General features: G+C 71.7%; 19 protein-coding genes and 2 pseudogenes. 11 read left to right on the top strand and 10 right to left on the bottom strand.

The genetic code is table 11. From position 1 onward, the window contains the following. Nucleotides 1-26 precede the first annotated feature (26 nt). The 3 genes from AC07F0_RS28530 (at nt 27) to AC07F0_RS28520 (ending at nt 2,603) form a co-directional block, all read left to right on the top strand. Nucleotides 27-548 (top strand): roadblock/LC7 domain-containing protein, encoded by a 522-nt coding sequence (locus AC07F0_RS28530; protein ID WP_478982948.1) that lies wholly within the window; start codon nt 27-29, stop codon nt 546-548. 90 nt (nt 549-638) lie between these two features. Further along, nucleotides 639-1,013 carry a hypothetical protein gene (locus AC07F0_RS28525; RefSeq protein WP_020276893.1) on the top strand — a complete coding sequence of 125 codons (375 nt, stop codon included), beginning with the start codon at nt 639-641 and terminating at the stop codon, nt 1,011-1,013. 87 nt (nt 1,014-1,100) lie between these two features. Further along, entirely contained in the window at nt 1,101-2,603 is a 1,503-nt protein-coding gene (locus AC07F0_RS28520) for an FAD-dependent monooxygenase (protein WP_478982947.1), read from the top strand. On the opposite strand, the gene AC07F0_RS28515 is transcribed toward AC07F0_RS28520, so the two are convergent. The 6 genes from AC07F0_RS28515 to AC07F0_RS28490 form a co-directional block, all read right to left on the bottom strand. Next, nucleotides 2,600-3,574, bottom strand: a complete 975-nt coding sequence (locus AC07F0_RS28515; RefSeq protein WP_478982946.1) for an alpha/beta fold hydrolase — start codon at nt 3,572-3,574, stop codon at nt 2,600-2,602. The two genes, AC07F0_RS28520 and AC07F0_RS28515, sit on opposite strands and share 4 nt — an antisense overlap. A gap of 96 nt (nt 3,575-3,670) precedes the next feature. Then, nucleotides 3,671-4,165, bottom strand: coding sequence for a lamin tail domain-containing protein (locus AC07F0_RS28510; protein ID WP_478982945.1), 495 nt, complete (start codon nt 4,163-4,165; stop codon nt 3,671-3,673). A 143-nt stretch (nt 4,166-4,308) separates the two neighbouring features. Further along, a complete protein-coding gene (locus tag AC07F0_RS28505) occupies nt 4,309-5,673 on the bottom strand; it encodes an FAD-dependent oxidoreductase (RefSeq protein ID WP_478982944.1) in 1,365 nt (454 codons plus the stop codon). Between the two features lie 138 nt (nt 5,674-5,811). After that, nucleotides 5,812-8,547 carry a SpoIIE family protein phosphatase gene (locus tag AC07F0_RS28500; RefSeq protein WP_478982943.1) on the bottom strand — a complete coding sequence of 912 codons (2,736 nt, stop codon included), beginning with the start codon at nt 8,545-8,547 and terminating at the stop codon, nt 5,812-5,814. A gap of 109 nt (nt 8,548-8,656) precedes the next feature. After that, nucleotides 8,657-9,202: a hypothetical protein gene (locus AC07F0_RS28495; protein ID WP_356924953.1), complete on the bottom strand. Its 546-nt coding sequence runs from the start codon at nt 9,200-9,202 to the stop codon at nt 8,657-8,659. A gap of 27 nt (nt 9,203-9,229) precedes the next feature. Next, nucleotides 9,230-9,688 (bottom strand): ATP-binding protein, encoded by a 459-nt coding sequence (locus tag AC07F0_RS28490; protein ID WP_478982942.1) that lies wholly within the window; start codon nt 9,686-9,688, stop codon nt 9,230-9,232. A 313-nt stretch (nt 9,689-10,001) separates the two neighbouring features. On the opposite strand from AC07F0_RS28490, the gene AC07F0_RS28485 reads away from it, so the two are divergent. Next, entirely contained in the window at nt 10,002-10,232 is a 231-nt protein-coding gene (locus AC07F0_RS28485) for a DUF397 domain-containing protein (protein ID WP_466100991.1), read from the top strand. Nucleotides 10,233-10,354: 122 nt separating this feature from the next. Beyond that, entirely contained in the window at nt 10,355-11,269 is a 915-nt protein-coding gene (locus AC07F0_RS28480; protein WP_478982941.1) for a helix-turn-helix domain-containing protein, read from the top strand. A 74-nt stretch (nt 11,270-11,343) separates the two neighbouring features. Here AC07F0_RS28480 and AC07F0_RS28475 read toward each other — a convergent pair whose 3' ends face one another. Continuing rightward, nucleotides 11,344-12,171, bottom strand: coding sequence for an SAM-dependent methyltransferase (locus AC07F0_RS28475; RefSeq protein WP_436726067.1), 828 nt, complete (start codon nt 12,169-12,171; stop codon nt 11,344-11,346). A gap of 237 nt (nt 12,172-12,408) precedes the next feature. Between AC07F0_RS28475 and AC07F0_RS28470 the strand changes: the two are divergent. Both AC07F0_RS28470 and AC07F0_RS28465 read left to right on the top strand, forming a co-directional pair. After that, nucleotides 12,409-12,761 (top strand): annotated as a pseudogene (locus tag AC07F0_RS28470) (nitrate reductase); the annotation flags it as partial. A gap of 66 nt (nt 12,762-12,827) precedes the next feature. After that, complete coding sequence (locus AC07F0_RS28465) at nt 12,828-13,916, top strand: XRE family transcriptional regulator (protein ID WP_478982940.1); 1,089 nt, start codon at nt 12,828-12,830, stop codon at nt 13,914-13,916. A gap of 14 nt (nt 13,917-13,930) precedes the next feature. Here the strand turns inward: AC07F0_RS28465 and AC07F0_RS28460 are convergent. Both AC07F0_RS28460 and AC07F0_RS28455 read right to left on the bottom strand, forming a co-directional pair. After that, a pseudogene (locus tag AC07F0_RS28460) lies at nt 13,931-14,636 on the bottom strand (oligopeptide/dipeptide ABC transporter ATP-binding protein); the annotation flags it as partial. A gap of 250 nt (nt 14,637-14,886) precedes the next feature. Further along, on the bottom strand, nt 14,887-16,332 hold the full coding sequence (locus tag AC07F0_RS28455; protein ID WP_478982939.1) for a glyceraldehyde-3-phosphate dehydrogenase: 1,446 nt from the start codon (nt 16,330-16,332) through the stop codon (nt 14,887-14,889). A 168-nt stretch (nt 16,333-16,500) separates the two neighbouring features. On the opposite strand from AC07F0_RS28455, the gene AC07F0_RS28450 reads away from it, so the two are divergent. Next, nucleotides 16,501-17,403, top strand: a complete 903-nt coding sequence (locus AC07F0_RS28450) for a hypothetical protein (protein WP_478982938.1) — start codon at nt 16,501-16,503, stop codon at nt 17,401-17,403. A 36-nt stretch (nt 17,404-17,439) separates the two neighbouring features. Here the strand turns inward: AC07F0_RS28450 and AC07F0_RS28445 are convergent, their stop codons facing one another. Beyond that, the gene (locus tag AC07F0_RS28445; protein ID WP_478982937.1) at nt 17,440-18,849 is read right to left on the bottom strand and encodes a CitMHS family transporter; all 1,410 of its coding nucleotides are present in this window, start codon (nt 18,847-18,849) and stop codon (nt 17,440-17,442) included. Nucleotides 18,850-19,022: 173 nt separating this feature from the next. Between AC07F0_RS28445 and AC07F0_RS28440 the strand changes: the two genes are divergently transcribed. The 3 genes from AC07F0_RS28440 (at nt 19,023) to AC07F0_RS28430 (ending at nt 22,272) form a co-directional block, all read left to right on the top strand. Next, the gene (locus tag AC07F0_RS28440; RefSeq protein WP_478982936.1) at nt 19,023-19,946 is read left to right on the top strand and encodes a LysR substrate-binding domain-containing protein; all 924 of its coding nucleotides are present in this window, start codon (nt 19,023-19,025) and stop codon (nt 19,944-19,946) included. Nucleotides 19,947-20,087: 141 nt separating this feature from the next. Continuing rightward, nucleotides 20,088-21,293, top strand: coding sequence for a CaiB/BaiF CoA transferase family protein (locus AC07F0_RS28435; protein ID WP_478982985.1), 1,206 nt, complete (start codon nt 20,088-20,090; stop codon nt 21,291-21,293). Continuing rightward, nucleotides 21,283-22,272 (top strand): HpcH/HpaI aldolase/citrate lyase family protein, encoded by a 990-nt coding sequence (locus AC07F0_RS28430; protein ID WP_478982935.1) that lies wholly within the window; start codon nt 21,283-21,285, stop codon nt 22,270-22,272. The genes AC07F0_RS28435 and AC07F0_RS28430 overlap by 11 nt, the downstream gene beginning before the upstream one ends. The last annotated feature ends 34 nt before the right edge of the window (nt 22,273-22,306 follow it).

Genomic DNA, 22,306 nt, shown 5'->3' with positions numbered 1-22,306 from the left:
GACAGCGTGCCGAAAGGAGACTGCTCATGGCCGTCGAGACCGACGTCCTCGACGAACTGCGTCGGCTCCGCACCCGCATACCCCGCCTGACCGGTTCGCTCGCGGCCACCGTCGACGGACTCGTCCTCGCCCACGACGTCCCGGACACCGAACCGGAGGGACTCGCGGCGCTCACCGCCGCGGCCCTCGGCGTCGCTCACCGCATGACCGACGCCGCGGCCCGCGGCGACTTCCGCGAACTGCTGGTGCGCGGCTCCGGAGGCTACGTCGCCACCTACGCGGCCGGGACGACCGCCGTCCTCACCCTCCTCGCCGAGGACCACGTCAACGTCGGCCGCCTCCACCTGGAGGGCCGGCGCGGCGGCGCCCGGATCGCCGACCTGGTGACCACGCACGTCGGGCCGGGCACCGGCCGCCACGCCGACCGGCCCGCGCCCACCGAACACCTCGCGGCGGCGCCCCCGGCCACGGCCCGCCCCATCGGCACCCTCCCGGTCCGCACGCCGCAGCGGCCCACCCACCAGCCGCGCCCGCAGACCGGCATCTGAGCCACCCGAACCCCCGAACCACCCGAACCACCCGAACCACCCGAACCATCCGACCCACCGAAGAAACACCGAACGAAGGGAACCGCCCGCATGGCCAACACCGAGACCGCGCTGAAGGAATGCCTGAGCTCCATCGACGGAGCGACGGCCGTGGCACTCGTCGACTACACCAGCGGCATGGCGCTCGGCACCCTCGGCGGCACCAAGGACTTCAACCTGGAGGTCGCCGCCGCCGGCAACACCGACGTCGTACGGGCCAAGCTGCGCACCATGGAACTCCTGGGCCTGAAGGAGGAGATCGAGGACATCCTGATCACCCTGAACTCCCAGTACCACCTCATCCGCCTGCTCAAGGGACGCGGCGGCAGCGGACTGTTCCTGTACCTCGTGCTCGACGCGAGCCGCGCGAACCTGGCGATGGCCCGCCATCAGCTCCGCCGGATCGAAACCGACCTGGAGGTCTGAGCCGGCACCACCGGACGGGAGCCCTCCGCCACGGACACGTCGCGGAGGGCCCCGACACGCCGGGAATCGGCGCCTACGGTTGGTCCCATGACGGCACCCCTGGACGTGCTCGTGGTGGGGGCGGGCCCGACCGGACTCGCACTCGCGACCCAGCTCCGCGCGTACGACACCCTGTTCCGGATCGTCGACCGATCACTGGACCGTGTGCGGGAGTCACGCGCCCCGGCCATCCAGCCCCGCACCCTGGAGATGCTGGCCGGGTTCGGCGTGACGGACGAACTGATCGACAGGGGGAACGCGGCGGTCCGGCTGCACCTGCACTTTCCCGGACGGGTGCTGCACGTGCCGGTGTTCGACGTCGGCTGCGACGACACGCCGTACCCCTTCCTGCTCTTCCTCCCGCAGTCGGAGACGGAGGCGGTCCTCACGGCCGGTCTCGCCGCACGAGACGTCACCGTGGAGCGGGGCACGGAGCTGGTGAGCGCCGAGGCGGACGGCGAGTACGTCACCTGCCGCCTGCGCCACGGGGAGGCCGGCGAGGAGACGGTGCGGGCCCGCTACGTCGTCGGCTGCGACGGCGCCCACAGCACCGTGCGCGACGCGGCGGGCATCGTCTTCGAGGGATACGCCTACCCGCAGACGTTCCTGCTGGCCGATCTGGAGGTCGACGGACTTCAGCCGGGCACCGCGCACACCTTCATGACCGCCTCCGGCCTGTTGTTCTTCTTCCCGCTCGGCACCCCGGCCAGCTGGCGGATGATCGCCACGCACCCGCCGGGAGCCCGGTCCGACGACGTGACCCTGGACCTCCTCCAGCAGATCGCCGACGACTGGACGACCGACCGGCTGACCCTGCGGGACCCGGTCTGGACGACGACCTTCCGCATCCACAACCGCGGCGCCGCCCATTACCGCAAGGGCCCGTTCTTCCTCGCCGGAGACGCCGCGCACATCCACAGCCCGGCCGGGGGACAGGGCATGAACACGGGCATCCAGGACGCGCTCAACCTGGGCTGGAAACTCGCCCACGTCTGCCGCGGGACAGCGCCACAGGACCTGCTGGAGACCTACGAGGCGGAGCGGGCCCCGGTCGGCCACCGCGTACGGCACCTCACCGACCGCGCCTTCAGCGTCGGCACGAGCAGTCACCCGGCCCTACGGCTGGCCCGCACCCACCTCGCCCCGCTCTTCGCTCCGCTGCTCCTGCGGGCGACCGGCCCCCGTGCACGCCTCTTCCGCACGGTGTCCGAACTCGGCATCCACTACCGTCGCGGCCCCGTCTCCACCACCGGACCGGCCCGGCCGGCACGCGGCCCCCGGGCGGGGGACCGGCTCCCCGATGTCCCACGCGGCCTCCAGCAGCGGACCGCCGGGCCGGGCCACCACCTTCTGCTCACCGGCTCCTGGCCCGGGATCCCACCGCTGCACGACCTGGTCGACGTCCACCGCCTCGGCACGGAAAGTCCCTGGCCCGGCACCACTCACGCCCTCGTACGACCCGACGGATACGTGGGTTACGTCGCCCGAGGCACCGACCTTTCGGGCCTGCGCACCTACCTCGACCGCTGGCTGCCCAGCCAGAAGGCCTAGGCGGGAAGGCCCTTCAGCCACTCGGTCAGCAGCCGGTTGATCTCAGCGGGACGCTCCTGCTGGAGGAAGTGCCCGCAGCCACCGAGGATGTGAGAACCCGTCAATCCGGGCAACGTGGTCGGGTACGCCGCGATCGCGTCGGACAGCCAGGTCGTGGACGCGTCCAGACCGCCGCCGATGAACAGCGACGGCTGCGTGACGGGGGCGCCGGCGAAGTCCGCCAGGTCCTGCCAGTCCCGGTCCATGTTCCGGTAGCGGTTCAGGGCACCGGTCATCCCCGTGCGCTCGAACTCCCCGGCGTAGACGTCGAGATCGGCCTCGCTCAGCCAGTGCGGCAGCCGGCCCACGGGGAAGCGGTCGCGCAGCCGGCCTCCGCGCGCCACGAAATGCGGGTCGGCCTCCGGCATCGTGTCCGGGGACAGTGCCGCGTAGAAGCCCCCGAGCCAGCCGCGCACATCGGGCTCGATCTCCGCCTCGGCCCGGCCGGGCTCCTGGAAGTAGGAGACGTAGAACTCCTCCTCGCCGCCCATCCGCGCGAAGACCTCGCTGGGCCTGGGCCCGCCGGGCGGGGTGTACGGCACGCTCAGCAGCGCGACCGCGCGGAACACGTCCGGCCGGACCAGAGCGGACGTCGCGGCGATGGCCGCGCCCCAGTCGTGCCCCACGAGCACCGCGGACCGCTCGCCCAGCGCCTCCACGACGGCCACGTTGTCGGCCACCAGCTCGAGCATCCGGTAGGCGTCCACCTCAGCGGGCCGGGACGAGCGCCCGTAACCGCGCACGTCGACGGCCACCGCGCGGTGACCCGCGGCGGCCAGGGCCGGCAGCTGGTGGCGCCACGCGTACCAGGACTCGGGGAATCCGTGCAGGAGCAGGACCAGCGGCCCGTCACCCTGCTCGACGAGGTGAAGGCGGCCGGCCGGTGAAGGCACCAGGCGATGGGTGTGGTCGACGGCGGACGTCTGTGGCATGGTTCCTCCCGCGTTCCGGAAAGGGGCGCTCGGTCCACCGATCATGCAGCGTCCGCCGCGACGCACACGAAGCCTGTTGCCGATTCGGCAAACGGCTCAGCCGTGGTACGTGATGTACCCGTTGCCGTCCGGGTCGGAGCCGCTCTTGGTGTACGAGTGCACGTCGGCGCGGCTGCCGGACGGCTTGTACACGTAGATCGTGTCCTTGTCGTTGTTCCACATGAAGTTGCAGTTGTCGCGGTAGACGACGTTGTTCGCGTCGGAGTCGGTCCCGTTGCCGCCGCGCAGCTTCACGTAGTCACCCGGCTGGAGGGTGTGGCTCGCGGTGAAGGTGAACTTGTTCCCCGCGGCGTCCTTCACGACGTACCCCTTGAGGTTCACCGTCGTCGACCGCGAGTAGTTCTTGATGGTCAGGTACTCCTCGTCGGTGTTCCCCGTCGAGCAGCGGTTGGAGTCGCTCCCGGGAGCGTCGTACTGGATACCGCGGATCTTCAGCGCGGAGTTGTATTCGGCGGCCTGGGCCGGAACCGCCGCGAGGGCGGTCAGTGTTCCGGCAGCGACGGCCGTGGCCGCGACAAGGCGTATACGCATGGACGTTCGTCCCCCCTGCATGGCCCTCTGGTGAAGGCGATGTGATGGTTCGGTGAAGCATCCGGATCGTACACGGTTCAAGCACGCATAAGGGCGGGTCCGGTGACATTGCCACCGGACCCGCCCGCGGGGTGTGTGAGACGTCAGGCGCCGCTGGCCCGCAGCATGTCCGCACGCTCCACGATCTTCACGCGCTCGCGGCCCTCGGGCTCGCCCAGCGCCTTCTCCGCGGCGTCCAGCCTGTACCAGCCGTCCCAGGTGGTGAAGCGGATGTTCCGCTCGGCGAGGAACGCGTCCACGGCCTCGGGGCCGGGGGCGGCGGGCGTGTGCAGCCGGCCGTTCGCGTAGTCGTCCAGCAGGTTGGACACCGTCTCGTTCGCGTCGCCCTTGGTGTGGCCGATGAGGCCCACCGGGCCGCGCCGGATCCAGCCGGTGACGTACGTGGACTGCAGGTGCTCGCCGGTCTCCTGCATGACCCGGCCGCCCTCGTCGGGGACGGTGCCGGAGTCGAGGTCCCAGGGCAGCTTGGGGAGTTTGTCGGACAGGTAGCCGACGGCACGGTAGACCGCGCCGACGTCCCAGGTCTTGAACGTGCTCGTGCCCTTGACGTTGCCGGTGCCGTCGAGTTCCGTGCGCTCGGTGCGCAGCCCGACGACCTTGCCGTCCTCGCCCAGGATCTCCACCGGCGACTCGAAGAAGTGCAGGAAGAGCTTGTGGGGCCGGTCGCCGACGTCCCGGATCGCCCAGTTCTCCAGGGTCTTGGCGACCATGTCGGCCTGCTTGTTGCCGCGCCGGGTCGCGATCGAGCCCTCGTCGTAATCGATGTCCTCGGGGTCGACGATGACCTCGATGTTGGGGGAGTGGTCCAGCTCCCGCAGCTCCATCGGGCTGAACTTCGCCTGCGCCGGGCCGCGGCGTCCGAACACGTGGATCTCCTTGGCCCGGTTGGCCTTCAGACCCTCGTAGACGTTCGGCGGGATCTCCGTCGGGAGCAGCTCGTCCGCCGTCTTGGCGAGGACGCGCGCGATGTCGAGCGCGACGTTGCCGACGCCGAGCACGGCGACCTTCTCCGCCTCCAGCGGCCAGGTACGCGGCACGTCCGGGTGACCGTCGTACCAGGACACGAAGTCAGCGGCGCCGTAGGAGCCGTCGAGGTCGATGCCCGGGAGGGACAGCGCCCGGTCCGCCATCGCGCCGGTGGCGAAGATCACGCCGTCGTAGAACGCGCGCAGGTCGTCCAGGCTGATGTCGGTGCCGTAGTCCACGTTGCCGAAGAGCCGGATCTGCGGCTTGTCGAGGACCTGGTGCAGGGCGGTGATGATGCCCTTGATCCGCGGGTGGTCGGGCGCGACGCCGTAACGGATCAGGCCGAACGGCGCCGGCATGCGCTCGAAGATGTCGATGGACACGCCGGGTTCGGCGGCCACCTGGGACTTGAGCAGGGCGTCGGCGGCGTAGATCCCGGCGGGGCCGGATCCGACGATGGCTACCCGCAGGGGGCGGGGCATGGTCAGGTTCCCTTCGAGCGGCGACAAGTGATCTCGCCGTGAAGCCTAAACTGAGGCATGCCTAAGTTGGTACGCGGGTCCGGTCTATGAGCTCATAAGGCGACTTTATGGCAGGCCGTAGACGGCCTTATGGCCCGCTCACGGCAACGGCTGCTCCGCCCAGATCACCTTCCCGGCGGGCAGATAACGCGTCCCCCAGCGCTCGGCGAGCTGCGCGACCAGGAACAGCCCCCGCCCGCCCTCGTCCGTCATCGTCGCGTACCGCAGACGCGGCGACGTGCTGCTGCTGTCGGACACCTCGCAGATCAGGTTCCGGTCGCGCAGCATCCGGACGTGGATGGGGCCGCCGCCGTACCGGAGCGCGTTGGTGACCAGCTCGCTCAGGATCAGCTCCGTGGTGAACGTCAGCTCGTCCAGCCCCCACTCCGCCAGCTGCCGGGTGACCGCCGCCCGTACCTCGCCCACGGCCGCCGGGTCGGCCGGCACCGGCCACTCGGCGACCCGGTCGGCGGCGAGTGCCCGGGTGCGGGCGACGATCAGGGCGATGTCGTCGCTGGAGCGGGCCGTGAGCTGAGAGTCGAGGACGGTCCGGCAGGTGTCCTCGGGGGACCGGCCGGCCCGGCCCAGCGCGTCGCGCAGCATGTCCAGCCCGACGTCGATGTCCCGCTGCCGGTCCTCGACCAGCCCGTCGGTGTAGAGGACGAGCCGGCTGCCCTCCGCCAGCTCCAGCTCCGCCGTCTCGAACGGCAGGCCGCCGAGCCCGAGCGGGGGACCGGCCGGCACGTCGGGGAACTCGACACTGCCGTCGGGGTGGATCAGCGCCGGCGGGGGATGTCCCGCCCGTGCCACGGTGCAGCGCCGGGAGACCGGGTCGTACACGGCGTACAGACAGGTCGCGCCGGTGACCGGGGCGCTGCCCTCCTCCTGCGTCTCGTCCTGGTCGATGCGGCCGACCAGCTCGTCCAGCAGGGCGATGAGTTCGTCCGGCGGCAGGTCGAGGGCTGAGAAGTTGTGCACGGCGGTGCGCAGCCGCCCCATGGTCGCCGCCGCGTGCAGCCCGTGGCCGACGACGTCCCCGACCACGAGCGCGACCCGGGCGCCCGACAGCGGCAGCACGTCGAACCAGTCGCCGCCCACGCCGGCCTGCGCGGGCAGATACCGGTAGGCGATCTCCAGGGCGTCCTGCTCGGGCAGGTTCCGCGGGAGCAGGCTGCGCTGGAGCGTCACCGCCATGCTGTGCTCACGGGTGTAGCGGCGCGCGTTGTCGATCGAGACGGCGGCCCGCGCGACCAGCTCCTCCGCCAGGGCCAGTTCGTCCGTGTCGAAGGGCTCCGGCTTCTCGCAGCGCCAGAAGCTGACCACGCCGAGCAGCAGGGAGCCGGCCCGCAGTGGCACGGTGATCAGGGAGTGGATGCCGTACTCCACGATCTGCGCGGAGCGCTCGAGGTCCTGGGCCTGCCAGCCCGGGGCCTCGCTCAGCCGGGGTTCCAGCACGGGACGGCCGGTGTCGAGGCTGCGGCCCTGCGGAGAGGACTCGACGAACCTGATCCGCTTGCCGACAGGGTAGAGGGGAGCGTCCTTGCGGACCCCGCTGAGTGCGGCACGGCTGAGCGCGGTCGCCGCGTCCGGCTGCCCGCCGCCCAGAACCGCGTCGAACAGGTCCACGGTGGCGAAGTCGGCGAACCGGGGCACCGCCAGCTCGGTCAGCTCCTCGGCCGTGCGGGTCACGTCCAGGCTCGTCCCGATGCCCACCCCGGCGTCGTACAGCATGTTGAGCCGTTCCCGCGCGGTCTCGGCCCGGCCGGACAGGGCGCGCAGCTCGGTGGAGTCGCGGAGCGTGGCCACGCTGCCCGGCGGCACGCCCGCACGGTCCGTGGTGCGCTGGTTCACGGCGAGGAGCCGGTCCCCGACGAGATGCACCTCGTCGGTGGCGTCACGTCCGGAGGCCAGCAGCTCCGCGGTGCCGGGGTCCAGCCCCAGGCTGAGCACGTGCCGGCCCTCGGCGTCGGCGGGCAGTCCCAGCAGCCGGTGCGCCTCGTCGTTGGCGAGCAGCAGGGTGCCCCCGTCGTCGACGATGAGCACGCCCTCCCGGACGGCGTGCAGCACGGCGTCGTGGTGTTCGTACATCCGGGTCATCTCGTGCGGCCCGAGCCCGTGCGTCTGGCGTAGCAGCCGTCGGCTCACCAGCGCGGCACCCGCCGTCGCCAGGGCGAGCGCCGCCGCGGCGGCGGACAGCACGAGCGGCAGCTGACGGTCGGCGGTCCCGCCGATGTTCTTGGTCGTGACCCCCGCGGACACCAGCCCCACGACCTGCCCGTCGGCGTCCTTCACCGGCACCACGGCCTGGACGAGGTGGCCGATGGTGCCCTCGATCTCCTCGGTCACCGCTTCTCCGGCCAGCGCGGGCGCGATCGTCCCCACGAACTTCTTCCCGATGCGGTCCGGCTTGGGGTGCGAGTAGCGGATCCCGTCGGTGTTCATGACGACGATGAAGTCGACCTTCGACCGCTCACGGGCGGCCTCGGCACGCGGCTGGAGCACCGCCGTCGGGTCGGGGCTCTTCAGCGCCTCCACCGTGCCCGGCGCGTTGGCGAAGGTCTCCGCGACGGCGAGGGAACGGTTGCGGGCCTCCTGGGTCGTGTCGTGCCGCACTTGGAGGACCAGCGCCACGACGGCCGCCACCACCAGCAGCAGCACGATCACCACGACGAGCAGGAACACCTGTCCGGCGACGCTGCGTCCGCCCAGCACCGACCGCAGTCCCGCCACCGGTTGCCACCGTGACGGGCCCGCCTCCCGCCGCTGCCGAGCGGACGGCGCAGCGCCGGGCCGCAGGGGCGATCGAGTCCCGGATCGACCCAAGAGTCGGACCATGCTGCCATGTCTACACTGCCCGGCCGCGCGAGGCGAGGGGCATCACCCATGGTGGCAGGGGGCCCTCACCGTTTCGTCACGACTCCCGGCGCCCGGCACCCGAATACCGTCAGGCGCTCAGGGAACGAGCGAGCTCGGTCGTGGCCCGGGCGATCTCCGTGTCCTCGTCCGCCATCAGCCGGCCGAGCTCACCGCGCCGGGCCCGCACCGCCTGGCGTGCCGCACGCTCCCACACCACCGGGTTCTCCCGGCGGTTCAGCAGCTTCGGATAGACGGCGGCGGTGCTCTCCCACTGCCGGGCGTCGGCGATGCTCTTGAGCAGCCGGATGATCTGGGCACGGCAGGTCACCTGCGGCAGCTTCGCCAGCTCCCACAGGAAGGGAACCGTGGCGGCCGTGGCCTGCTCCACGACGAAGCCGAACTGGCAGATCCGCCTGCGCAGGTCGTCGAGAGCCGAGCGGGCCGTGTCGGCGTCACCCCAGGCGATGCCGTTGAGCAGGAGGGGAATGGCCGCCGCCGAACCGGTGGAGTCCTGGATGTCGCCCCAGGGCACTCGGTCCAGGGCCGTGAGCGGCGTGGTCCGGGCGACCCCGGACGGGGCGTCGGGGCGCTGTGGGCGCTCGCTGCTCGGGTGTTCCGTCGAAGCGCTGCGCATGGCGAGGGGCCTTTCGCGGCAGTCGTGTCAGATGGGTGGACAGGCCGACAACCTGGCCCAGACCGTCTTGCCCGCCGGAGGGCAGGGGGTCCAGCCCCACTCCTCGGACAGGGCGTCGACGATGCCCAGGCCCCTGCCGTGCTCCGCCAGGGCCGAGCCGGTGGGGGCGTACACGGGCGGGTGGTCGTCGGGGTCGGAGACGGTGACCAGCAGGTGCGTGGGGTCCAGGAGGAATCCGAGCCGGATCTCCGGCGCGGCCGGTGCACCGGTCGTGCCCGCCGTCCCCGGCGCCGCGTGCGTCGCGGCGTTGGCGGCGAGTTCGGTGATGACGAGGGTCGTGTCGTCGCAGCGGTGGTCGAGCGACCAGAAATGCAGCGTCTCGCGGGTGAAGGACCGGGCTCGCGCGAACCCTTCCCTGCTGCACTCGACGCGCAGGGCGGCCGAGGCGGCCAGGGCCCCGGGGGGCTGCGGCATCGTCTCCGGCATCGGGGGCAAAGTCCCGTACGGCATCGCCTCGTACGGCGTCACCGCGGGCGGACCGGACGGGAATCCGGTGCTCGTGGCGGGTGCGGCTGCTTGTGCCGCAGCCCCGCTGGGCGGCCGGAGCACGTGGTGCGCAGCTGATGACACGTCATCTCCCCGATGCGAGGTCAGGACGCGGCGCCGGCACAGGGGTTGACGCCGCGGCTATTATCCACGCCGAAGGCGCTCGCGTGCAATTGCACGCGAAATTGCGTGAGAATCCAGCCGTGTTGGGTACGCAAGCCGGGACGTGAACCAGAACAGCGAGGAGACCGCGGTGCCACCAGTGCGGAACGGAGTGCAGGCAAGCTCGTTGGACGCCTGCTGGATCAAGAGCCGGCACAGCAACGCCGAGGGCAACTGCGTCGAGGTCGCCCCTCTCGTCGACGGCGGGATCGCGATGCGCAACTCCCGTGACCCCGACGGGCCCGCGCTCGTCTACACGGCGGCGGAGGTGGCGGCGTTCCTGGCCGGGGCGAAGGACGGCGAGTTCGACCACCTGCTGTGAAGCCCGCGTGGTGAAGTGGAGCTCAACTCCCCACTTCCATGGGGCTGCTCTGAGGGATGCGGGCACGCCCGGCGGAGTGCGATAGTGTAAATCGCCCTTGTGCCGGTCTGCTGGGAGTCAGGATGTCCGCCGCGTCGCATCGCATCTCCCGTCTGGAACCCTATCTGGACAGGTCCGAGCCTGCGCCGACTCTGCTGAAGATGCTGGTCGGCGTACAACTGGCAGGCTTCCGTGAGGACGCCGGGCTGGCCCAGGACCAGGCGGCGCGCGCTGTCGGCTTCAGTGCCGCGAAGCTGTCCCGCATCGAGTCCGGCAAGGGCCGCCGTCCGCCGACGGAGAACGACGTCCGTGCCCTGCTCCAGCTGTACGGCACCGACGACTACGAGGCCTCGGTGCTGCTCAAGCTGTTGCAGCGCGCCGGCGAGCCGGGGTGGTGGCAGCGGTACGACAAGCGGCTGATGCCCGAGTGGTTCGACCGCCTGGTCGGACTCCAGGAGGCCGCCGCCACCATCCGTACCTTCGAGATCCAGTACGTGCCCGGCCTGTTGCAGACACCCGCCTACACCAGGGCCGTGGTGGAGCGGGGCCTGCCGAACGCGCCGTCCGGCGAGGTGGAGCGGCGCGTCGAACTGCGCAGGCACCGGGCACGGTTGCTGTTCCGGCCGGACGCACCGCAGCTGTGGGCGGTCATCGACGAGTCCGTGCTGCTGCGCGTCCTGGGCAGCACCGCGGTGATGCGGGAGCAGCTCGCGCACCTCGTCGAGATGGCCCAACGCCCCAACGTGACCCTGCAGATCGTCCCGCTGAACGTCACGAACGCCTCGGCGCCCGCCATCCCGGTCACGTATCTGCGCTTCGGCGGCCTCGACCTGCCCGACGTGGTCTACCTGGAGCACATCAAGAGCGCGAACTTCCTCGAGGACCGCGACGAGACGGAGGAGTACCGGATCGCGCTCGACCGCCTTGCGGACGAGGCGCTCAGGCCCCGTGACTCCCTGGAACTGCTGCGCACGACGATGGAACAGCGCTACGCCTGACCCGCGAGTGCCGCGTGCGGGACGACAGGCGTCCCGCACGCGGCGGCTGTGTCACTTCTCCAGACGAGTCAGCGTCACTTCTCCAGGGGAATCCGCCCCACACCGCCGAACTCGATCCACTCGTGGGTGAGCTGACGGGGTGCCACCTCGGTGTCCGGACGCCACGTGGACACCTCCACCAGCCCCGGCTCCAGGATCTCCAGACCCTCGAAGTACGCGGCGACGTCCTTCTCCTCACGCACGCGGCCCCAGTGCCCCTGGGTCGCCTGGTCCATGAAGTTCGTGACGAAGGTGCGGACCTCGGGGTCCTCGCTGACCAGCTGGCACATCACCAGGAAACTGCCGGGCGCGAGCCGCTCCCGCACGCGGCGGGCCACCGCGAGCGGCCCGTCGGTGTCGCTGTCCGGGATGCAGTGGAACACCGAGTTGAACAGCACGCACACCGGCTCGGAGAAGTCGATCAGCCGCTGGGTGTCGGGGTGGTCGAAGATCAGGTCCGTCTCGCGCATGTCCGCGTGGATGACGCTGGTGCGCTCGTCCTGCTCCAGCAGCGCCCGGCCGTGGACCAGCACCATCGGGTCGTTGTCGACGTACACCACGTGGGTCGAGGGGTCGATGCGCTGGGCGACCTGGTGCACGTTGTCCTGCGTCGGCAGGCCGGATCCGTGGTCCAGGTACTGCCGGATGCCGTACTCCTCGGACAGGGTCCGCACGACCCGCTGGAGGAAGCGCCGGTTGTTCAGGGCCAGGCGGCGCGTGCTGGGCACGACCTTGTCGAGCTCCTCGCACGCCGCACGGTCGGCCGCGTAGTTGTCCTTGCCGCCCAGGTAGTAGTCGTACATGCGCGCTGCCGTCGGCACGCTCGCGTCGATCTCGGTGGACAACTGCTTCTCGGAGTGCATCGTTCCCCCTGCGTGGTGCCGCGCCAACGAACTGGCCGGACAGGAAGTACATCCTAGGGAGGGGGAGTTGGCGGCTGCCAGCCCAGTGGCGAAGGTGCCCACGATCGAACGACCGGGTGATCGTCTCCCGCGACGGTGCGTGCCCTGTGTGACGAAGCTGTGTACTCAGTGTCACCGGACTCGCGGGGGCACCGCGGGGCACTGGTCACGGGACGTTCTGCTGTGGGAGATGGGACCATGGACACCTCGGCCGACCGGATAGCGGATCCCTGGGGTGCGCGCACCCCCTACGCCCCCGGCACGCCCTGGCCGTCCCGGACGGACACGCACGTGCGGGCCGGGGTCGCCGAGCAGGACGTGGAGCGCTGGGTGCAGTCCGCCTCGCTGCTGCATTCCAACGGGACGCGATGGACATCGCGGTGCGTGAGGGCCGCATCGTGGGAGCGCGGGGCCGGGCCGCGGACCGGGTGAACCGCGGACGCCTGGGTCCCAAGGACCTCTACGGCTGGCAGGCCAACGCCTCTCCGGACCGGCTCACCCGGCCCCTGGTCCGTGAGCACGGCCGGCTCGTGGAGTGCGACTGGGACACCGTGAACTCCTGAACTGACCGAATCCCGGATTGTCCACCACCCGGGGCGGGACGAGGATGGCCGGACATGGGGAGAGAGCGTCCATTGCCGCAGGAGGCGCGCAGCGCCGCCGAGTTCGTGGCGTGCATGCGCCGGCTCAAGGAACAGGCCGGCCTGACCTACCGCCGGCTGGAAGCGAACGCGGAACGACGCGGGGACGTGCTCGCGCGCAGCACCGTGGCCGACGCGCTGCGCCGGGACTCGCTGCCGCGTGCGGAGGTGGTCGCCGCGTTCGTCCGCGCGTGTGGGAGGGGTGAGGACGTCGGCGCGTGGCTGGAGGCCAGGGACCGGCTGACTGTCGCCGAGCCGCCGCGGGCGGAGGACGGGCCGAGGCCTGACGGTGGAGGGCCGACGCCGGCCGACGAAGGGCCGACGTCCGACGGGGCGCCGGACTCCGCCCGGTCACCAGCCGAGAACCCGGCCGCGAACCGGGCCCGGGGCGTCGGCCGAGTCCGAAGCCGACGAACTCTCGCCGCCACCGCCATTGCCGGGCTGCTGCTCGCCGCTGTGGGGGCCTGGGCCCTGCTGCCCGGCGAGGAGGGCGGCCGGGACGCGTCGGCGCGTGGGGCCGGGGTCGCAGCGGGCCTCGCTTCCTCCTCGGCCTCCCCTCTGACCACCGGCGACTACGGCCCGGAGCCAGGCCGATCCAGGGTCCGGCCCGCCCTGGCCCCCAGGCTGTGCGTCACCGAGGGCCACGACCGCAAGGGGCGCTACCGAAGCCAGGTCGCCGTCCAGCGCCCCTGCGCCGACGCCACACCACCGGACCTCGCACTGGTGTCGGTCGGCAACACAGGCTCGTACTACATCCAGTGGCGCCACCCGGTGTACGGCGACGGCTGTCTCACCGCGCTCGGCAGCGGGCATGTCGTCGAGGGACTGCTCGAACCCTGGCCCTGGGAAAGCTGCTCGGCGGACCGCACCAGCCAGCACTTCTTCTTCGAACCCCTTGACGGGTCCAAGGGGGCCAAGGGGAACGAATACCGGATTCACGTGGTGCACAACGGGATGTGTCTCGGCGTCAACGGCGCCGACGACCGTGCCGCGGGTGCCGAGATCGCCCAGCAGCGCTGCACGGGGTCACGGGACCAGGAGTTCCTGGTGGATGCCGTCGGCTGACGAGGGCACCGCCCTCACACAGCCACCGGCGGTGTCTCCTCCAGAGGGAAGTGGCACGCCGCACCGTGCACGGACCCCGGGGGCGGTGCCGCGGGGACTTGTCTCGGCGCACAGGTCCCGTACCTGCCGGCACCGGGTCCGGAAGCGGCATCCTGACGGTGGTTCGGCCGGGGAGGGGATCTCACCGGTGAGCGGGATGCGCTGTCGTTTGCGTCCGCCGCCGGCCACGGGGGAGGGGGCCGCCGACAGCAGCGCCTCCGTGTACGGGTGGCGTGGGCGCTCGTAGACCTCCTCCGTCGGTCCGGTTTCCATGATCCTGCCCAGGTACATCACGGCGACCCGGTCGGCGAGGTGCCGCACCACGGACAGGTCGTGCGAGATGAACACGTACGACAGGCCCAGCTCGTCCCGCAGGTCGCACAGGAGGTTGAGCACCTGTGCCTGCACCGACAGGTCCAGCGCGGAGACGGGTTCGTCGCAGACGATCACCTCCGGCTCCAGCGCCAGGGCGCGGGCGATCCCGATCCGCTGCCGCTGTCCTCCGGAGAACTCGTGCGGGTGACGGCTCGCGTCCGACGCGCGCAGGCCGACCATCTCCAGCAGCTCGGCCACGCGGGCCGCCCGCTTCGACGCGGGGACGAGACCGCGGTGGGTCAGCCAGTGCTCGCCGATCAGATCCGCCGCGCAACGGCAACTCGTCCGAGAAGGCCTGGTCGAAGTGGAGGTCCGGCACGAAGAACCCGTCCGACACCATCACCTTCACCTGCGCGAGGCGCGCGACCGACGCGAGCGAGACCGTGCCCGTCGGCACCGAGGGCACACTCCTCGCCGACGTCCCGGTGCGCGCCTCCGGCCCGGTGACCGCGAGGACGGCGCGAAGACACGGCAGTACCGGATCGAGCAGACCCGCTCCTGACGCATGAGAACGCGGGGCGTGCCAGCCGGACACGCCCCGCGTGGTCCTCAGGGCTCAGACCGCCGGAGCCGGGTACGTCGGGTACTCCACCCCGGACACGTGCTGCACGACACGGATGACCTGGCAGGAGTAGCCGAACTCGTTGTCGTACCAGAGGTAGAGGATGGCGTTGTCGCCCTCGACCTTGGTCGCGCCGGCGTCGACGATCGAGGCGTGACGCGAGCCGATGAAGTCGCTGGAGACGGCGTCGGGCGCGCTGATGAAGTCGATCTGGCGCTTCAGCGGCGAGGTCAGCGACACCTCGCGCAGGTAGTCGAGGACCTCCTGCCGGGTGGTCTCGCGCGCGAGCTGGAGGTTCAGGATCGCTATGGAGACGTCCGGTACCGGGACCCGAATGGAGCTGCCGGTGATCTTCGCCCTGAGGTCGGGCAGCGCCTTGGCGACGGCGGAGGCGGCACCCGTCTCGGTGATGACCATGTTGAGCGGCGCGCTGCGGCCCCGGCGCTCGGACTTGTGGTAGTTGTCCAGCAGGTTCTGGTCGTTGGTGAACGAGTGGACGGTCTCCACGTGCCCGCGCTGGACCCCGAACTCGTCGTCCATCGCCTTCAACGGCGGCACGATCGCGTTCGTCGTGCAGGACGCGCAGGACAGGATCCGCTCGTCCGGCTTGATGGTGTCGTGGTTGACGCCGTGCACGATGTTCGGGACGTCGCCCTTGCCGGGCGCGGTCAGCACGACCTTGTCGATACCGGGACGCAGGTGCTCCGACAGGCCCTCGCGGTCGCGCCACTTGCCGGTGTTGTCGATGAGGATGGCGTCCTTGATGCCGTACGCCGTGTAGTCGATCTCCGACGGGTCGTTCGCGTAGATGACCTTGATCGCGTTGCCGTTGGCGACGATCGTGCTGTTCGCCTCGTCGACGGTGATCGTGCCCTGGAACTGGCCGTGGATGGAGTCGCGGCGCAGCAGGGAGGCGCGCTTGACGATGTCCTGCTCCCCACCGCCACGCACGACGATGGCCCGCAGCCGCAGACCGTTGCCCGAGCCGGACTTCTCGATCAGCAGCCGGGCCACGAGCCGGCCGATGCGGCCGAAGCCGTAGAGGACGACGTCCCGGCCCTCGCGGCGCTCGATCTTGTTGGCCCCGGTGGCACCGGCGACGGCCTCGGCGGTGAACTCCGCGACCGACAGACCGCGGTCGTCCTCGCGATACGTCGCGGCGAGCATGCCGATGTCGATCTGGGACGGCCCGAGGTCGAGCTCGGCCAGGGTCTGCAGGAACGGCAGCGTCTCGGTGACCGAGAGCTCCGCGCCGGCGATCTGCCGGGCGAACCGGTGGGTCTTGAGGATGCTGACCACCGACTTGTTCACCAGGGAGCGGCTGTGCAGCAGGACGGTCACGTCCCGCTCCCGGTGCAGCTTCCCGATGATCGGGATCATCGACTCCGCGATCTCCTCGCGGTTCTTCCAGTTGGTGAACGAGTCGTCGTTGACAGTCACAGATCCATCTTTCGAGCTAGGCGGCGCTCATATGTTAAACCGTCGATTTCCGGATCATGAACCGGGTACCGCGGGAGCGTTCCGCCCCGCCGGAATGGCGCGCTCCACGAGCCCCTCGCGGCCTCGCCTGGGAGGATCGGAGCAGCGCCTCCACCGAAAGGGACGCTCATGGACTTCGACGCTGTGGCCGACGAGCTGTACGCCCTGCGGCCGGAGGAGTTCACCGCCGCCCGCTCATCGGCCGTGGCCGCCGCCCGCACGGCCGGCGACCGGGAACTCGCCGAGCGGATCGGCGCGTTGCGCAAACCCAGCCTCGCGGCCTGGGCCGGCAACCTCCTCGTCCGCAGCCGGCCCGGCGATGTCGAGCCCCTGCTCCGCCTGGGCGAAGGGCTGCGGCAGGCCCACCAGTCGCTGGACCGCACCCAGCTGCGCGAACTGAGCAGGCAGCAGCACGCGCTCATCCGCGCCCTGTCCGCTCAGGCCCGGCAGCTCGCCGCGGAGGCCGGACATCCGATCGGTGAAGGCGTGCAGCGCGAGGTCGAGAACACCCTGCACGCCGTCCTGGCCGACCCCGAGGCCGCCGAGGCCTGGGCGAGCGGCCGGCTGGCCAAGCCGCTCAGTGCCGCCGTCGGCTTCCCGGCCGCCGCGGCGGTCGCCGTCGAGGAGAGGGCCGCCCCGGACCGCGCCACGACGCAGCGCCGCCCGTCCGCCGCTCCGGCCCCCTCCCGTCCGGACCGGAAGGCCGGCGAGCAACAGCGGCGACGGCTGGCGCAGGCCCGCCGGGAGGCCGAGGCCGCCGACCGGGAGCTGCGGGCGCTGAAGGACGAGGCGGCGGCCGCCGGCCAGGCCGCACAGGAGGCGCAACAGCAGGTGGACCGCCTCCAGCGGCGCGTCGACGAACTCACCGCCGAACTGGCCCGCACCAGGGAGGAGCACCAGCAGGCCCGCTTCGCCGAGCGGTCGGCCCGGGAACGGGCGCGCACGGCCGACCGCCGCGTCCGCGAGGCGGATCGCAGGGCGGCGACGGCCGCCGCCCAGCTCGAACGTCTGAGCTCATCGGCGGACCGGTAGACGGCCGGCTCCCCCCGGGGGCATGCCGATTCCCCGTCAGAGGGAGAGGGCGCCGGTCAGGACGGCGGCGGCGGTCATCACGAGCGTGGTGGCGAAGGCCCAGCGGAAGATGAAGCGCTGGTGCTCGCCGAGCTGGACGCCGCTCATGCCGACCAGGACGAACGTGGCGGCCGTGAGCGGGCTGAGCGGGAAACCCGTCGTCATCTGGCCGAGGACGGCGGCCCGGGCGACCTCGGCCGGGTCGGTGCCGAAGCCGTGGGCCGTCTCGGCGAGGACGGGCAGGACACCGAAGTAGTAGGCGTCCGGGGTGAAGACGAGACTCAGCGGCATGCCCGTGACGGCCACGAGGACCGGCAGATGGCCGCCGAGGGAGTCCGGTATCACGGACACGAGCGCCTCGGCCATGTCGTCGATCATCCCGGTCCCGGTGAGGACCCCCGTGAACACACCGGCCGCGAAGATCATGATGGTCACGAGCACGACGTTCTTCGCGTGCCGGTCGAGCAGCGCCTGCTGCTGTTCCCACGTGGGGTGGTTGACCAGGAGAGCCACCGCGAACCCGAGGACGAACAGCACCGGCAGCGGCATGACCTCCAGGATCAGCGCCACGACGAGCACGACGGTCAGCAGCAGGTTGAACAGCGTCAGCCGGCGCGGCGTGGGCGCGGCGAGCCGGACGGCGCCCGGCCCCTCACCGGGGGCGGGGGGCCTCGCCGGAACCGGCTCGTCACCGGGGGCGGGGGGCTTCGCGGGAACAGGCCCGTCCTCGGACCTGGGGGCCGTCGCGGGAACCGGCTCGCCGGTGGCGGCCTCCTCGCCCGGCCCGGTGAGTGCGCCGAGCCGCCGCCGCTCCCGGCGGCCGATCAGCCAGGACGCCACCAGGACCCACGCGATCCCGAACCCCATCGCGGGCAGCACGGGCGTGAAGACGTCCGAACTCTCCAGCTTCAGTGCCGCCATGGCCCGGACCGTCGGCCCGCCCCAGGGGATCATGTTCATCACGCCCGCCCCCAGGCAGACGACCCCGGACAGCACCAGCGGACTCATGCCCAGCTTCCGGTAGACGGGCAGCAGCGCGGAGACGGTGATGAGGAACGTGGAGGCCCCGTCCCCGTCCAGGGCCACGCACAGCGTGAGGACGGCCGTGGCGACGGTGACGCGCAGCGGATCGCCCTTGGCCAGCCGCAGCAGACCGCGAATCAGCGGATCGAACAGACCCGCGTCCACCATGAGGCTGAAGTACAGCACGGCGAAGGCGATCATGATGCCGGTCGGGGCCACCTTCGACAGCCCGTCGAGCACCATCCCGCCCAGCTCGCCCCCGGAGCCGCCCGCCAGCGCCGCGAGCACCGGAAGCACCACGAGCGCGACCAGCACCGAGACCCGTTTGGTCATGGTGAGCAACAGGAACAGGGCGATCGTGGCGAAGCCCAGGGCTGCCGGCATGGTGGCTCGCTTTCTCGGGTCGCGGTCCCCGGCGCGGAGAGCTGGGTGTGGCGGGGCGTACGGGGATAGCCGAGAGTGTCCGAGCGCCGGATGATCCCTGTCCAGCATCAAACCGGTATCTGTCCATGCGATCCCCGCATCAATCGGCTCGCTCCGGCGTACGCTTCCCGGCCATGGATGCCACCCTGCGTCAACTCACGGCGTACGCGGCCGTCGCCCGGGCGACCAGTTTCACCGCGGCGGCCGCCCAGTTGGGCGTCTCACAGTCGTCCCTCAGCCGCGCGGTCGCCGACCTGGAGCGGCAGGTCGGCGCGCAACTCCTCGAACGCGACACGCGCAACGTGCAGTTGACCGCCGCGGGCACCGAGGCGCTGCGGATCGCCGAGCAGATCCTCGGCGCCCACCGGGCCGGGATGAACGAACTGGACCGCTTCCTGCTCGGTGAGTCCGGCACCGTCACCGTCGCCACCCTGCCCTCCGTCGCCGCCGTGCTGCTTCCGCAGGTCATCTCCGGCTTCCGTACCGACCGGCCGCGCGTGGCCGTACGGCTGCTCGACGGACTGGAACGGGCCGTACTGGACCGGGTCCTGTCCGGCGACGCGGACTTCGCCATCACCACGGTCGGCCTGCCGCCCGCGCGGCTGGAGCACCGGCCGCTGGTGCGTGACCGTTTCGTCGCCGTCCTGCGCGAGGACCATCCGCTCGCCGCCCGCGACGAGGTCGGCTGGGCGGACCTGGCCCGCGAACCGTTCCTCGCCGTCGGACGGGACTCGAGCGTACGGCGGCTCACGGACGCCGCGTTCGGCCAGGTCGACGCGCACGCCGTACCGGCGGCGGAGGCCGGCAGTGTCGCCACCGTGGGCGGACTCGTCGCCGCCGGACTCGGTGTGAGCGCGCTGCCCGCCCTGGTGCTGCCACTGCTGGGCACCGGGCCCTTCGTGTTCCGGCCGCTCGTCGAGCCCGTGGTCGACCGGCGCCTCGACATCGCGCTGCGCGCCCGCCGTACCCTCCCGCGCGTCACCGAGCACTTCCTGGAGACGCTCGAGGACTTCCGCGCCCGGGGCCGGGACCTGCCGCCGGGAGTCTCCTGGGCCTGAGTCACCGTCGAGCGGCCCCGATTCATGCACCAGTCGCATGGATTGATGGTCTTCTTTTGCTGGACAGGCATTTCTGCTCCTCGGCAGTCTGAAGAACCGGACCAGTGCAGCCGAGGGGACGCATCCGTGTCGGACAAGGACATGCCGAACACCACCGGGCAGGGCCAGCTGTGCGGACTGAAGGTGGTCGAGTTCGCTCATGTGGTGGCCGGCCCGCTCGCGGGTTCGATGCTCGCCGACCAGGGCGCGGACGTCGTCCACGTCGAACCCCCGGGCGCCGGTGACGCCGCCCGCGCGATGGGGCCCCGGCGCAACGGCGTTCCCCTGTGGTTCAAGGTGGCCGCCCGCAACAAGCGTTCCGTCACGCTGGACCTGCACCACGAAGCGGGCCGCGCGGTCGCCCACCGGCTCGTCGCCTGGGCGGATGTCGTCATCGTCACCCTGCGCGCCGGGCGTCTGCGCCGCTGGGGCCTCGACTGGGAGTCCGTGCACCGGATCAACCCCAAGGCCGTCCTGCTCCAGATCTCCGGGTTCGGCGCCACCTCCAGTCAGGCCGACGCCCCGGGGTTCGGCAAGATGGGCGAGGCCCGCAGCGGTGTCGTCCATCTGACCGGTTCCCCCGACGGGCCGCCCGTCCACACCGGCTTCTCGCACGGCGACGCCGTGACCGGCCTCATGGGCGCCTACGCCGTCCTCGCCGCCCTCCACCGGCGCGACCACGACCCCGGCTTCGACGGCGAGTGGATCGACCTCGCCCTGTTCGAGCCACTGTTCCGGCTGGTCGAGTGGCAGGTCATCGTCCACGACCAGTTGGGAACCGTGCCCCAGCGCTCCGGCAACCAGTTGGCCGTCGCGCCCGCCGCCGTGATCAACACCTACCGCTCCCGGGACGAGCAGTGGATCACCGTCACCTCCGCGACCCTGCGCTCGGTGCGCAATGTGGCCCGGCTGCTGGGCCTGCCGGAGGAGGAGTTCGCCACGTCGGAGCAACAGCACGCACGGCGCGGGGAGTTGGACGACGGCCTGCGGGCATGGGTGGCCGGCCGCACCGCCGCCGAGTGCCTGGAGGCCTTCGCCCGTGCCGAGGTGGTGGCCTCCCGGGTGTTCGACGCGGCCGACATCGCCGCCGACCCGGTCTACGCCGAACGCGGCGACATCGTCACCGTGCCCGACCCCGACCTGGGCGACGTCCGCATGCAGGCGGTCATCCCGCACTTCCGCCGGCGTCCCGGCCGCGTCTGGCGCACCGGGCCGGCGCTGGGGCAGGACAACGACCTGGTGTACCGGGGCTGGCTCGGCCTGAGCGACCAGGAACTGGCCGAGCTGGAGAAGAACGATGTCGTCTGAGCCGCACAGCGTGACCACGCCCGAAAGCGCGACAAGAGTCCACAGCGCGACCGGAGCCCACGGCGCGACCACGCCCGGCACCACGACCACCCCCCGGCCTGCGCTCCGCTCCCTCCTCTTCGTCCCCGGCCTCCGCACGGACTGGCTGCCCAAGGCGCGCGCGGCCGGGGCGGACGCCGCCGTTCTCGATCTGGAGGACGCGGTTCCCGCCCCCGACAAGCCGCTCGCCCGGGCCCGGGTGGCCGAGGCCCTGGCGGAGGCCGCCGGGGAACCGTCCGGCGGCATGGCCCTGTTCGTCCGCGTCAACCCGCTCGACGACTGGACCGCCGCCGGGGAACTGCGTGCCGTCGTACGCCCGGGACTGGCCGGGGTGGTCCTGCCCAAGGTGCACACCGCCGCCGACGTACGGCTCGCGGACCGTCTCATCGGCTGGTGCGAACACGAACACGGCCTGCCGGCCGGCTCGACGGCCCTCGTCCCGCTGCTGGAATCCGCCCGCGCCCTGCACGACGCCTACGACATCGCCGCCGCTGCCCCCCGGGTCGCCCACGTCGGCGCCCTGACCGCACCCGGCGGCGACGTGGAACGCGCCGTCGGCTACCGCTGGAGCCCTCAGGGCACCGAGACCCTGGCCCTGCGCTCCCGCGTCCTGCTCGACGTCCGCGCCGCCGGAGCGCCCGGCCCGGTGACCGGACTGTGGACGGACATCGCCGACCTGACGGGCCTGCGCGCCTTCGCCGAGCAGAACCGGGCCCTCGGGTACGAGGGGATGATGGCCGTCCACCCGACCCACGTCCCCGTGATCAACGAGGTCTTCGCCCCCACCCCCGACGAGCTGGACCGCTGCGCGCGCCTCGTCGCAGCCGTGGAAGCCGCCCAGCGCGACGGCATCGGCGCCCTCGCCTTCGAGGGCCGGATGGTCGACGAGGCCATGGCCGAAACCGCACGGGCGGTGCTGGCGCGACACGGACACGGCTGACACCATCCCGCCACCGCACCGAAGCGCGATCATC

The sequence above is a fragment of the Streptomyces sp. NPDC045955 genome (assembly GCF_056430805.1).
This window is presented reverse-complemented; position numbering and strand designations above follow the sequence as displayed.

Coding starts and splice junctions, on each gene's coding strand:
- AC07F0_RS28530 (WP_478982948.1), top strand. CDS start 27: ATGGCCGTCGAGACCGACGTCCTCGACGAACTGCGTCGGCTCCGCACC.
- AC07F0_RS28525 (WP_020276893.1), top strand. CDS start 639: ATGGCCAACACCGAGACCGCGCTGAAGGAATGCCTGAGCTCCATCGAC.
- AC07F0_RS28520 (WP_478982947.1), top strand. CDS start 1,101: ATGACGGCACCCCTGGACGTGCTCGTGGTGGGGGCGGGCCCGACCGGA.
- AC07F0_RS28515 (WP_478982946.1), bottom strand. CDS start 3,574: ATGCCACAGACGTCCGCCGTCGACCACACCCATCGCCTGGTGCCTTCA.
- AC07F0_RS28510 (WP_478982945.1), bottom strand. CDS start 4,165: ATGCGTATACGCCTTGTCGCGGCCACGGCCGTCGCTGCCGGAACACTG.
- AC07F0_RS28505 (WP_478982944.1), bottom strand. CDS start 5,673: ATGCCCCGCCCCCTGCGGGTAGCCATCGTCGGATCCGGCCCCGCCGGG.
- AC07F0_RS28500 (WP_478982943.1), bottom strand. CDS start 8,547: ATGGTCCGACTCTTGGGTCGATCCGGGACTCGATCGCCCCTGCGGCCC.
- AC07F0_RS28495 (WP_356924953.1), bottom strand. CDS start 9,202: ATGCGCAGCGCTTCGACGGAACACCCGAGCAGCGAGCGCCCACAGCGC.
- AC07F0_RS28490 (WP_478982942.1), bottom strand. CDS start 9,688: ATGCCGGAGACGATGCCGCAGCCCCCCGGGGCCCTGGCCGCCTCGGCC.
- AC07F0_RS28480 (WP_478982941.1), top strand. CDS start 10,355: ATGTCCGCCGCGTCGCATCGCATCTCCCGTCTGGAACCCTATCTGGAC.
- AC07F0_RS28475 (WP_436726067.1), bottom strand. CDS start 12,171: ATGCACTCCGAGAAGCAGTTGTCCACCGAGATCGACGCGAGCGTGCCG.
- AC07F0_RS28465 (WP_478982940.1), top strand. CDS start 12,828: ATGGGGAGAGAGCGTCCATTGCCGCAGGAGGCGCGCAGCGCCGCCGAG.
- AC07F0_RS28450 (WP_478982938.1), top strand. CDS start 16,501: ATGGACTTCGACGCTGTGGCCGACGAGCTGTACGCCCTGCGGCCGGAG.
- AC07F0_RS28445 (WP_478982937.1), bottom strand. CDS start 18,849: ATGCCGGCAGCCCTGGGCTTCGCCACGATCGCCCTGTTCCTGTTGCTC.
- AC07F0_RS28440 (WP_478982936.1), top strand. CDS start 19,023: ATGGATGCCACCCTGCGTCAACTCACGGCGTACGCGGCCGTCGCCCGG.
- AC07F0_RS28435 (WP_478982985.1), top strand. CDS start 20,088: ATGCCGAACACCACCGGGCAGGGCCAGCTGTGCGGACTGAAGGTGGTC.
- AC07F0_RS28430 (WP_478982935.1), top strand. CDS start 21,283: ATGTCGTCTGAGCCGCACAGCGTGACCACGCCCGAAAGCGCGACAAGA.